This window comes from Ruminococcus sp. 8Y-12 (assembly GCF_058119865.1).
The window spans coordinates 1487561-1500978 of the sequence record NZ_CM176623.1; the positions used below are offsets into that span (position 1 = coordinate 1487561).

General features: G+C 45.2%; 6 protein-coding genes. 4 read left to right on the forward strand and 2 right to left on the reverse strand.

Annotated features, from left to right (window positions below):
• The first annotated feature begins 175 nt into the window (after positions 1 to 175).
• The 3 genes from AC0THY_RS05465 to AC0THY_RS05475 all read left to right on the forward strand — a co-directional run bounded on the left by AC0THY_RS05465 (position 176) and on the right by AC0THY_RS05475 (position 10733).
• A complete protein-coding gene (locus AC0THY_RS05465; RefSeq protein WP_489993451.1) occupies positions 176 to 5992 on the forward strand; it encodes a leucine-rich repeat protein in 5817 nt (1938 codons plus the stop codon).
• A gap of 464 nt (positions 5993 to 6456) precedes the next feature.
• Complete coding sequence (locus AC0THY_RS05470; protein WP_489993452.1) at positions 6457 to 9885, forward strand: LamG-like jellyroll fold domain-containing protein; 3429 nt, start codon at positions 6457 to 6459, stop codon at positions 9883 to 9885.
• Positions 9886 to 10163: 278 nt separating this feature from the next.
• Entirely contained in the window at positions 10164 to 10733 is a 570-nt protein-coding gene (locus tag AC0THY_RS05475; protein WP_489993453.1) for a TetR/AcrR family transcriptional regulator, read from the forward strand.
• A gap of 293 nt (positions 10734 to 11026) precedes the next feature.
• Here the strand turns inward: AC0THY_RS05475 and AC0THY_RS05480 are convergent, their stop codons facing one another.
• Together AC0THY_RS05480 and AC0THY_RS05485 are read right to left on the reverse strand one after the other, a co-directional pair.
• Positions 11027 to 12064 (reverse strand): aldo/keto reductase, encoded by a 1038-nt coding sequence (locus AC0THY_RS05480; RefSeq protein ID WP_489993454.1) that lies wholly within the window; start codon positions 12062 to 12064, stop codon positions 11027 to 11029.
• 31 nt (positions 12065 to 12095) lie between these two features.
• A complete protein-coding gene (locus AC0THY_RS05485) occupies positions 12096 to 12647 on the reverse strand; it encodes a hypothetical protein (RefSeq protein WP_489993455.1) in 552 nt (183 codons plus the stop codon).
• Between the two features lie 234 nt (positions 12648 to 12881).
• On the opposite strand from AC0THY_RS05485, the gene AC0THY_RS05490 reads away from it, so the two are divergent.
• Positions 12882 to 13352: a YbaK/EbsC family protein gene (locus tag AC0THY_RS05490; protein ID WP_489993456.1), complete on the forward strand. Its 471-nt coding sequence runs from the start codon at positions 12882 to 12884 to the stop codon at positions 13350 to 13352.
• Positions 13353 to 13418 lie beyond the last annotated feature (66 nt).

Sequence of the window (13418 nt, forward strand, 5' to 3'; positions counted from 1 at the left end):
CCATTTTATTGTTTTATTGACGTATGAAATTATTTAGACTATGATAAAATTACATAATCATATGCAGGAGGAGGGGTGAATCGTTAAATTATCTTGAAGGAAGGTATAATGCAGCCGTCACAGAGAGGCGTTATTGTCATTAACTAAAAAACATAGGAAAGTGTGGGGGAAATTAATGAAAAATTATAGAAAAAAGTTATTACAATGCTTGGTAGTTATGTTTCTTACTATGGCTCTGGCAGCGACGTTTATTCCAATAAGCACAGATGCGGCAGCCGAGAAGGCGAATGGTACAATTTCAAGAGTGGAATGGCTGCATGGTCTGATTGGTCTGTTTGATATGACCGTGGAAGAAGACAATTATCCCGATAATTATTTTAGTGATATATCCTCCGCGGATAGCTGCTATCGCGATATTATGGTGGCAACGGAGTTTGGGCTTGTGGACGTGGAGGAAGGCTTTGATATGCGCCCGGACGATCCGGTCACAAGAGAATTTGCTGCCTATACCATGAATGTTTGCCTGGGGTATGTGTTGGAGGAGACAGATACTTATACATTTAGTGACCAAGATGCATTTACCTATTATGGGAAAGAGATTGCTGAGAGCTATTATCAGGCGGCGCAGGTTGCGTTAAAACGGGGGTGGATGACTCTGGTAAATGGCACATTTGCTCCTCAGTCAAACCTGACACAAGATGAGAAGTCCGTCATGTGGTCAGACGCACAGGAATCTATTGCATCTAAAGTTATTGATAAAGATTATGACAATAAAGTTACCTTTGCTGAGGGCGTGATCGAGGTGCCGGAAGGAACGAAATTTGAACTGGAAGAGTATGATACAGGGACGTTTGTAACCCTGTTTGAGTATAATGGATTGATTTCTGATGGGGATACCTTTGCACTTTGGGTCAATGGGCTGCCGGCGGTGTATGATGCAGTGGCAGTAGAGGACATGGGAGACAGCCTTGTGATACAGATTACAGAGGGCGATGAAAATAGTGCCATTCAAGAACTGGATGCCCAGGGAACGGCAGAAGCGGATTTGGCAACGGCTGTGCAGGAAGGCGAAGGAACGATGACCTGGATTGCCGGGGGTACTGAGGAGAAAAACTATGAAGATGGACGTGAAGTCCGTGATCCAAGGGCAGCCGGTTCTGTTCCCATCAAAGCGATTAAACGTACTATTCCCATCAAACTGTATGGCGGGCTGAGCGCCACTTTGAATGTAACAGTACCAAAACCTACAGTGGCATATAAAATAAACGGAATCAAAGAGGTTTACGTTGCATTGAATGCAGACACAACGGTTTCCGCAACCGTAAAAGGGAACATGATTGATAGCCTCGGTCTACCCAGTTCTATTGATGTTGTCTATATTCCCATTGGTGGAATAGGAGAAGCCAGTATTTCTGTGTCAATTGCAGCCAGTGGACAGTGCAGTGTAAACTACAATTTTGATGCGGTGGCGGGTATTCACTATCGGAAAGGAGAGGGAACCTCTCTGGTTACCAGCTTTAAGAAAAAAAGCTTTACTGTATCCGCTCAGGCAGAACTGTCGGCCACTTGGTCAGCCACTCTGGGCGTGACCAAGATACCGAAAGTAAACGCCAGCGTCTGGGCCAAGATAGGCCCCAGAATGGGATTGTCCGCATGGACCTACGGGGATGGCAAAAAACCGACTGCGTGCATGGATACCTATGGCTATATGTATGCGGGGGTGGGAGCCACCTTGAGATTACTCGGAAAGGACTATAGTCCCAGACCAAATGAAATCTGGACAAAGCAGAACAGTCCGGTCCGTGTGGCGGCACACTATGAGGACGGTGTTCGGACAAGCGCCTGCACGAGGGATGCCAGCCAGCGGAGGTATTATACCAGGGATACCTCCAGGTATTTCAGCGACGGATCCGGGATCTATGACAGCACTGGCAGTTCTGGAAGCGGGACAGTCATTCAACCAAGATACGAGTACTCTCTGTCCAAAAATGACAGAGATCAAGATGTTGCAAAAATCACAAAATATTATGGCAGTGTTTCTGCGATTGTCATACCAAATACAATAGATGGGTATCCGGTTGTTGCGATTGGAAATCAGGCATTTGCAAGAAATAGTTATTTGAAGACGGTTTTGATTCCGGATTCTATTACATTAATTGAGCAGGAGGCGTTTGCAGAGTGTAGAAATCTGGAGATGGTGACCCTATCGTCTAATCTGGAGGAATTGTACGACCGAGTTTTTTATAATAATGATATGCTGACAAGCATCGAAATCCCCAAAAGCTTAAAGGAGTTAACGACTAATTTTGGAGCGGACGCAGGTCCATTCAATAGTTGTGACGGTTTAAAAAATGTCAGCTTTGAGCAGGGGACGACAAAGATAGCAAGTGTATTGTTTGCCAATTGCCCAGGCATTGAATCAATTGTCATACCAGATACCGTGACAGATATCGAATATTATGCCTTTTATGGGAGCAAAAATTTACGGGAAGTGACCATGCCGGAAAGCATAACCAGCATTGGCTGGAGTGCATTCGAAAAGTGCACAGGTTTAACAAACGTCAAGATACCCGACAGTGTTACAGTAATCGAGCAGGAGGCATTTGCAGAGTGCACAAATCTGGAGACGGTGACCCTGTCGTCCAATCTGGAGGAATTGTACGACCGAGTTTTTTATAATAATGACATGCTGACAAGCATCGAAATCCCCAAAAGCTTAAAGGAGTTAACGACTAATTTTGGAGCGGACGCAGGTCCATTCAATAGTTGTGACGGTTTAAAAAATGTCAGCTTTGAGCAGGGGACGACAAAGATAGCAAGTGTATTGTTTGCCAATTGCCCAGGCATTGAATCAATTGTCATACCAGATACCGTGACAGATATCGAATATTATGCCTTTTATGGGAGCAAAAATTTACGGGAAGTGACCATGCCGGAAAGCATAACCAGCATTGGCTGGAGTGCATTCAAAAAGTGCACAGGTTTAACAAACGTCAAGATACCCGACAGTGTTACAGTAATCGAGCAGGAGGCATTTGCAGAGTGCACAAATCTGGAGACGGTGACCCTGTCGTCCAATCTGGAGGAATTGTACGACCGAGTTTTTTATAATAATGACATGCTGACAAGCATCGAAATCCCCAAAAGCTTAAAGGAGTTAACGACTAATTTTGGAGCGGACGCAGGTCCATTCAATAGTTGTGACGGTTTAAAAAATGTCAGCTTTGAGCAGGGGACGACAAAGATAGCAAGTGTATTGTTTGCCAATTGCCCAGGCATTGAATCAATTGTCATACCAGATACCGTGACAGATATCGAATATTATGCCTTTTATGGGAGCAAAAATTTACGGGAAGTGACCATGCCGGAAAGCATAACCAGCATTGGCTGGAGTGCATTCGAAAAGTGCACAGGTTTAACAAACATCCTGATACCCAAAAGTGTTACCGCAATTGGGCAGAGTGCGTTTGCAGACTGCACAAACTTGGAGAGTATCCAACTGCCAGACTCCATAACAGACATAACAGACTATATGTTCCAAAACTGCACCGCATTAAAAAACATCACTATTCCAAAAAGTATCACGGAAATAGGCAGGTATGCGCTTGAAGGGTGTTCAGCTCTTAATAAAGTTGCCATCCAGGATGCAAAAACTTATATCGGTTCTTATGCATTCCGCAATTGTACCGCTTTAACAGAAATGGATTTTGGCAAAGAGATTACAGAGATAGGAGGCCACGCGTTTTATGGCTGCGATGCTCTGTCATCCATTGTAGTACCGGATAGTGTGACCATAATAGGCGGGTACTGCTTTGAAGACTGTGACGTTCTACAGAATGTATCTCTCGGAACAGGTATAACAGAAATCCCGGAAGGCGCATTTTATCAGTGTGGAAGTTTGGAAAAGATTGTCCTTCCATACAGAGTGTCCAGAATCCGTACCAAAGCATTTATAAACTGTACAAAACTGACATCCATCACCATACCACGTTCGGTTACTGCTATTGACGATAATGTGTTTAGCTATCCGGGGAAAATGACGATTTATGGTGTTTCGGGAACCTACGCACAGACTTATGCAAGGGATAAGGGGATTTCCTTTATATCCAATGAAGTTCATGCGACAAGCGCTGCCTTAAGCAGTGCTACACTGAAATTAAACAAAGGAAGTACAGCAGTTTTAGCCTTGACGGTGGAACCAGCGGACTTTACGGATGAAGTGACATGGAAGAGTACGGATACTTCTGTGGCAGCCATCAGTGACAGTGGGATGGTGACGGCAAAGGAAGTTGGAACAGCAACGATCCGGGTAATTGTAGGAAACATCAGCGCGGACTGCAAGGTGACAGTGGGACAGCCTGTTACGTCTATTTCCTTAAACGAAGACTATCTATCGTTGGAGGCTTTGGATACGTATCAGCTGACTGCCAGTGTATATCCAACAAACGCAGATAAGAAAGAAGTAGAGTGGATATCTTCCGATGAGACCGTTGCTGCTGTAGATCAAACTGGCTTGGTCACTGCGCTTGCAAAAGGTGAGGCAACGATCACTGCCTTAGCAAAAGACGGGAGCAATCAGAGCAGCGAATGTACGGTAACAGTAAAGAATACGATGTACGCCGTCACATCTGCAGAGAAAATGGAAAGTCCCCACGAGTATGAAATTAATTGTTCGGATATCTGGGTCTATACAGATGAAAATGCAGAGGACTCCCTGGAGGTTGTGTTTGATGAACGCACAGAAGTGGAGGATGGATTTGATTTCATTTATATCTACAGTGCAGACGGAACACAGATAGGAAAATATACAGGAACGCAGCTTAGCGGCGCAACGGTTGAGGTTCCTGGAAACACTGTGAAAATTAAATTAGTGTCAGATGAAGCCGGAAATGCCTGGGGATTTAAAGTAAAAAGTATTCATGCTGCCTCCGGAAGATTACCCCAGAAAATTGCAGGAGCCGGCGCTTATACAAAAGTTTACGGGGACAGCAGGTTTCTTTTGGATTGTCAGATCACCGAAGGAAATGGTACCCTTTCTTATATATCAGACAACGGCGAGGTTGTATCTGTGGATGAAAAAGGAAATATCACAATCCATGGTGCAGGGACGGCGACCGTGACTGCAATCGCATCCATGACAGCGGACTATAGGAAAACGGAAAAGAGGATTACCATAACCGTTAACAAAGCACGGCAGAATCTGAAGGTATTCTCTGAAACAAACGCGATCCGTGCAGGGCAGTCTCTGAAGCTTCATGTTGTCTCAAAGACAGGAGTGTTGCGCTTTTCCTCCGATAAAGAAGAAGTTGTGAAAGTGGATCAGGAAGGGAATGCAGTTGGACAAGCGGCAGGAACTGCGAATATTACGGTGACGGCAGTTGGAAATAAAAATTATCTTGAAGAGACACAGCAAATAACCATTTTGGTAACGGCAGCGAGTAAAAAACGTGACAATACAATACGGGCAAACGATATTACAAAGACTTATTCTGCAAAAGTGCGGAAAGTTAATATAGGGGCAAAAGCAGAGAGCGGCGCGAAATTGACGTACGTTTCCAACAATAAATTTGTGAAAGTGGACTCTGACGGAAAGGTTACGATTGCAAAGAAATTTATTGGAAAAGCTGAAATTATGATCCGTTCTGCCTCTACACAGAACTATAACGCCGCTTCAAAGACAATTGCGGTGACTGTAAATCCGCCGGGAACAAGTATCAAAAAAGTGAAAAATACCGGAAGGAAAAAAGCAACGGTCTTTTGGAAGAAGTCAGGCGTTGCAACAGGATATGAAATTCAATATTCTACAAATAAGAAATTCAAATCTGGTATTAAAAGTAAAATAGTAAAGAAGAAAGGTACCGCTAAATTAGTCTTACCGAGTTTGAAAAAGGGCAAAACCTATCTTGTTCGTATTAGAACTTATAAGACGGTAAATAATGAAAAATTTTATTCATTGTGGAGTAAAGCAAAAAGTGTTAAGATAAAACGGTGAAAAAGGGTGAACTGTGAATACGGGAAAACAATACACCTATGAATAGCTGGGTTCAGTTCAACAAGATAAGAGAGTTTCACCCACCGCTATTGGCGGAGAGGAAGCACCCAAAACGAGATTAACAACAGTGGCGGAGCGCCGAATAACAGATGATTTAAGCTGTTTTCGGCACTCCGTTTTTATCTATTTATATACGGTTATTCTTCTGAGGTAAGAAATGATGCAATATGAATACATAAGCACTGGAAAATATGCAAAAAAAGAAAATAATGCACAAATAAAAAAGCGAACAATAAAATAATAAATGTATAAAATATGGAAAAAATAAAAAATAATCACAAAACAAATATGCAAAAATGACAATAAAAGGAAAGAATGTATAAAGCAAATACGGATATTATTGGTAGAATATACATATTAAAAAATAAATGCTTACAGCAGGATAGGAAAGTGAGGGTAAAGGAATGAAAATGAAACAGATGCTCAAAGGTTTATGTATTGTAGGTATCGCGGTGTTGACTGGGCTTTGCGGGATGTCAGTTTCTGCGGGGGGAAAATCTCCTGTACTCAAAGTGACCTTTGATGAGGGAAGCGCGCAGGATTCATCCGGCAACGGAAATCACGGAACAGTGGCAGGGGCACCGGAATTTGTGGAGGGCATGAGCGGCAAGGCGATTCATCTGGTAAACGGGGACGGGATTGCTGCGGAGTATGTGGAGGCCTCCCAGTACGTTAATTTTGGCACCCCGGATGATCTGAAGTTTGGGACAGAAGACTTCAGTGTCATGTTTTGGTACAAATCGGACGGCGCAGACCCGGAGGAAGTAGCCATTATATCCAACAAGGATTGGTACTCAGGCGGAAATGAGGGTATCACAATCGCGGACTTCCGAAATGGTATGGGACTGAATTTTACGGCGCAGGGAAGCGGCAGAATCGATACAGGGCGTATGACTGAGGCTACAGACAACAAGTGGCACCACATTGCTGCCGTATTTGATCGAAGCGGGGATATGGCCCTTTACATTGACGGGCAGAAGGCCACCAGCTCTGATATCAGCGGGGAACAGGGAAAGACCATTGATGTGACAGATTTCGTTTTGGGCGCGGATGGAAAGAAGCACTACGGGGTGAAAGACTCTTATATTGATGAGCTTGAGGTATATAAGTGTGCATTTACAGCAGAGGAGATCAAAGCCATGGATGCCCCTTACCAGCTTCAGCTGAAAATAGCAGCGTACGAGGCTGAACTGGCAGTTTCACAGGCGTCTGAGGAGAAGAGGGCGGCCTTTGAGAAAGAGCTGAACGCTGTAAAGCGGGAGTCAGCAGGTTTGACGGACCCTGAGGCTGTCAGCAAGCTGCTTGAGCGTTTAACCACAGCGTACAATCTGTTTGTAAAGCCGGAAAAGGGAATTGTGGAATTTGAGGCTTTAAGCGATGTACATATTAAAAAGAATGATTTTGCGGAGGACAACAGTGTACACTTTATTGACGCCCTGCAGGATATTCAGGAGCTGTTTCCGGAAACCTTGGGTGTCATGAACAGCGGAGATTTTACGGACTATGGGACAGAGGACCAGTTCAAGGGTTACTATAACATTCTGGAGCAGTACGGGGGAGACATGGAATTTATGACAGCCCTTGGAAATCACGATGTGCGTTGGAAATCAGGTTGGACGGAGATCTATGACCGTTATATGGAATATAATAAGCCATATATGGGAGACACAGACAAAAAGGTGTACTTTGATAAATGGCTGGGTGGTTACCACTTTGTGGTGGTCAATACAGAGTGGGATCTCAAAGACAGGGCCTACATCTCAGATGAGCAGATACAATGGCTGGATAAGACATTGTCTGAGAATTCCAGTCCGGACAAACCAATCTTTATATTCTTCCATCAGGCTATGAGAGATACTTATTTCAATAGCAATGAGTGGAGCATTGGTGTACAGGATCACAAGGTTAAGGAAGTGCTGAGAAAATATCCTCAGGTAATCATGTTCACTGGTCATATCCACAATGGCCTGGGAGCCTGTAAGGTAATTGAGACAGACTACGGTTCCATGGTGGATGTTCCCAGTCTCTATTACAATGACGGCGGGGGTCAGTCCAGAGGACAGATCGGGTACCATGTGTCCGTCTACGAGGACAGTGTACAGCTGAGCATGTACGATTATATGAACGACGTCTGGCTGCCGGAGTACAATTACACAATCTCCACCAAGCCGGAGGACAAGCCCAGGGGAAAAGCCCTGGAGGTAAACTTTGACGATGAGACAGCCAGGGATGTTTCCGGAAACGGAAATGACGGAGTGATAAGCGGAGATCCAAAGTTCGTGGATGGAATCAGCGGAAAAGCCATACGCCTGGTAAATGAGGAGGGTGTGGCAGGAGAGAACGTAAAAGCGCAGCAGTATGTGGAATTTGGTGAAAACGACAGCCTGAGACTGGGCATAGACGATTTCTCAATCTTATTCTGGTATAAAGGGGAGATGCAGGACTGGGGCGATTATTGTGTACTATCCAATAAAAACTGGGACACAGGCGGAAATCCTGGATTTGCCATAGGCTCTTTCTCCGGAACCAATGGAGGAATCGGGCTTAACTTTACAGCTGAAGGGGAATCCAGGATTGATACCAGCCGGTATAAAGAGGCATTGGACGGAAGCTGGCACCAGATCGCAGCCACCTATGACCGGGACGGTGAGATGACGGTCTACATTGACGGAAAAAAGGCGGGCAGTAAGGATATCAGCGGCCAGGCAGGAAAAACGATTGATGTGGATGCGCTCGGACTGGTGCTGGGGGCGGACGGTAACCTGAAGTACGGTGTCAGGGATCTGTGTATCGATGAGCTGAGTGTATACCGCTGCCTGATTGGGCCAGGGGAAGTGGAAACCTTATACCAGCCGTATTATGCAGAGCCAGGGGTAAAGACAGCAAAGATTTATTGGGAATCGGAAGAGAATACGGAGCCTGCATATCTGGTTCTGGATGGAGTGAAGTATAAAGACATCCCCTCCGGGGCAAGCAGTATCACGGTCACAGGACTGGAGCCAGATACCGAATACACAGCAATGGTAGTTACAAGGGAAAGATCCAACAGCGGAAATTATCAGGATGGATTTACAGTAAAATTCCGCACAAGTGTAGATCTGGAACAGCTGCAGAAGGAGCTGGAGGAGCAGCTAAAGGCTGCGGAGGAAGCCAAAGAGAAGGCAAAAGAGGAACAGAGACGGGCGGACGAGGAGAAGAAGGCTGCGGAGGAAGAGAAGGCAAGGGCTGAGGCGGAAAAAGATCTGGCACGAGAAAAACAGGCAGCAGCAGACGAAGCTCTGAAAAAGGCTCTGGAAACCCAGAAGAGAGCAGACGAGGCCATGGCGATTGCTGAGAAAGCCAGGAAAGAGGCCGAGGAGGCAAAGAAAAAATACGAGGATGCCCTAAAGCATAGCAGTGGTAAGCTGAAGGAGGGAGAGACCTACAAGAAAGGGAACTTTAAATATAAAGTTACGGATGCACAGGAAGCGGCTGTGACTTTGACGGGAACTACCTCCAAGAAACTGAAAAAAGCAGTGATTCAGGCTTACATTATGCTGGACGGAGTGAAATGCAGGGTGACAGAGATTGGGGCAAAGGCATTCCAGAACCAGAAATATCTGACTAAGGTTACCATTGGCGCCAATGTGGAGAAGATCGGTACTAAGGCGTTTTATGGAGGCAAAAAGCTAAAGCAGATTAATATCAAATCTGCAAAACTCAGGTCAGTGGGTAAAAATGCGTTTAAAAATATTTCTGCAAAGGCAGTGATAAAAGTTCCTAAGGAGAAGAAGAGCGTATATAGCAAACTTCTGAACAATAAAGGGCAGAAAAAGACTGTGAAGATAAAATAATCGGATTTGTTCAAATAAAGTTGGTGTCGAAAGACTTGGGATACCCATATTATTTAAAGGGGCTCTCCATTTGAGCTTGGCCTTTCCCCAAAGCTTTCGACACTGGCTAGACCTTCCCCCAGAATGCTCCGCAGCACCTGGCAGAGAATAGCCGCTGCATCCCGCCAGCAGGGCCCCCAGGGAAAAATACCAGGATCTATTCAAACCCTGGAACACTAGCTTGACAAAAACGCAATGGCACATTATAATTGAACATAAGTTCAAAAATGGAGGGCGATATGGCACAGGTACTTAAAGACGAGATAAGGGAAAACATATTAAAGGCGGCTTTAGAGGAATTTTTTGCAAGTGGATTTAAATCAGCTGCAATGCGAAATATTGCCCAGCAGGCTAAAATCCCCACGGGTCTTATCTATTCCTACTTTAAAAATAAAGAGGCGCTCTTTGATGCCGTCCTCCGGCCGGTCCTGTATGATTGGGAACGTGTATTGACAGCAGGTGGGGACAATAACAGCATGCACATCAATCGTGAAATATATGGACTTAGCAAAGCGGAGACGGAATGTCTTCTAAACTTATTTGAACACAGACAAGAGTTTATAATTCTGATTGATAAAAGTCAGGGAACAAAATATGAGAATGAAAAGGAACGATTTATAAGGGCTATAGAAGAACACTTGAATCAGCATCGAAATGATGATACAGATGACATGGTTTTTTTACACATTATTGCAAACAACTTTATAGACGGTCTCATGCAGGTTATGTATCATTACAAAGGAAAGGAGTGGGCAATTATGATACTACATAAATTATCAAGAATGTATTTGTCGGGAATTGGTCTTTAGACGAATTCCTTTTTTTACTGAATAATATTGAACATATATTCAATATTTCTAAACAGCAAGCAAAAATTTTATTAACTTTAGCAGTTAAAGCGATTAAATTAAATGCTGTATTATTCATTACTTTTGGTTTCCAGATGGTGTATGCCACCCTGTATCTTGCTATTGGTAAGAGCTTGGCAGGAAGTGCGCTTAGTCTGAGCAGGCAGGGCATTTTCTTCTTTCCTTTAATTTTAGTGTAGCCGCAGTTGTTTGGTCTAAGCGGCGTGATTAGGGTACAGCCCTTGGCAGCCGCTTTATTTGGCGGCTTGCCCCTGGCGGGCAGCAAAGTCCCCAATATCCTGGACACATTTCTTCAACATCTCGCGGATGGGGAGGTGATAGGGGCATCTGGACTCACACTCTCCACATTCCACGCAGGCGTCTGCCTTTACGGGAAGGGAATCATAGCGGTCTTTTCCCCAGTCTCCCAGGTCATACCTCTGCAGATACCCTGCGAAGAGGAAAACGCTGGGGATATTGATACCCACGGTACAGGGAGCACAGTAGTTGCAGCGGCGGCAGAAATTAGTGCCAAGGTCATCGCGGACCTGCTGCATTTTCCTCTGTTCTTCCTCTGTAAGCGGGGACTCATCCTGTACGGCAGAGAGGTTCTCACTGACCTCACGGGTACTATACATCCCCGGAATCACGATCCCCACATCCGGATTTGCGCAGATGTAACGAAGTGCCAGGGAGGCATTCTCAATGGCACCTCCGGCCAACGGTTTCATTGCAATAAAGCCAATATTCCTTTCAGCGCATCTTTTGATCAGATCAGCGCCCTGTGATTCCACGATATTGTAGGGAAACATGATGGTCTCCACCCAGTCCAGCTCAAGAGCCCGCTCAAAGACAGAGACAGAGTGAGCCGTTAGACCCAGATGTCCGATTTTCCCGGAAGCTTTGGCTTCCAGCAGGGCCTCCAGGGCGCCGCCGGGAGCAGTCACTTTGTCCAGATCCGCCATACTGGGGTTGTGCACCTGATAGAGGTCTATGTAATCCGTTTTCAGATTTGAAAGGCTTGTATCAATGTCTTTTGCCATGGCCTCTCTGGTGCGGGCCATGCTTTTGGTTGCCAGAACAAAGCGGTCGCGGATGCCCTGCAGGGCTTCTCCCAGGAAGGCCTCGCTGACTGTATAGCCTCTGGCAGTATCAATATAGTTTACCCCCTTCCGGGACAGGTCCTGAAGAAGTACTTTCACCTCCTTGGGGGTACTTTTCTGGATGGGTATGCCTCCAAGTCCCATTCTGGACACCTGTAATCCCGTTTTTCCCAATTTAACGCATTTCATTTTTGTCTCCTATCGTTTCTATATTTATAAGTTATCCTGCATAAGCCTGCAGTGTTTTCTGGCTTTTCCAGATAAAGATCAAATAAAGAATAGATGCCGCCAATTGCACAATCGTCACGATCCAGCTTACCAAAGCAGCCAGAATGTTGAGAATGGGAACGGCCGACAGCAGGGAACAGACTACGGTGATAACAGTGCATACCAGATAAATTTTCCAGAGCAGGGATGCACGGTCTGACAATGCATTGCTGATACCGTAAAGAAGTTTTCCCGTGGTAGTGCAGATCAGATAAACGATCAAAAAGCCTATGATATCCTGTACAATCCCCATCACAGAGTGCATCACTCCACTTCTAAAAAACAGATTGCCCACCACACTCACCGCCGCATTGACGATGGTTAGAATAAAGGCAGTCTGGTAGTCGCTGTCAGCCTGTGACAATGTATAGAGGCCGTAGAGCGAAAAGACAGCGCCTGCTACCAGGGCGATGAGGCCCAGATATGGGATGATGGTCAGCAGAGCCAGGATTTGGCCGATAAAGAGAAAATACAGTCCCTTTCCGGCAGTTTTGTAAGTATCCATTTGTACTCCCTTCTTATGTATGATTTTTAATCAAGTATATCACGGTGGGGAAGCGCCGTCTACTGGTGAAATAACGTTTTGACGCGGCACCTTTTAGGAATCTTCATAGTGTGCTTTCCGGAACACCTTAGTAATCCGCCGAAAATGACATAAATAAATTGACAATAGCTGGGAAATTCGATAGATTATATTAAGGCAGATAAGGAAACAGTAATACCAGAAAGAAGGAACGATATGTCAATAGAGAGAGCAAGACAATACTTCAGCCGGTTTCAGATGGAAAACCGTATGATGGAATTTGACACCTCCAGCGCCACCGTGGAACTTGCAGCCAAGGCTGTGGGGTGTGAACCAGCCAGAATTGCCAAGACACTGTCCTTTAAAGTGGATGACAGGGCAGTACTTATAGTAACTGCCGGAGACGCAAAGATAGACAACCCGAAGTATAAAGCGCAGTTCCATGTGAAAGCAAAAATGCTTACCCCCACGGAGGTGGAGGATATGGTGGGACATGCGGTGGGAGGGGTTTGCCCCTTTGGGATCAAGGAGAATGTGGATGTGTATCTGGATGTTTCCCTAAAGCGTTTTGAGACGGTCTTTCCCGCCTGCGGGAGCAGCAGCAGCGCCATAGAGCTAAGCCTTGAGGAGCTGGAGCGGTATTCCGGTTATGGGGAGTGGATTGATGTCTGCAAGGCATGGCAGTAAACGGTCAGCGCAAGTAAATGCGCAGACCTGTTGAATAGGTATAAAATATTATTATAGAAAGAGGTA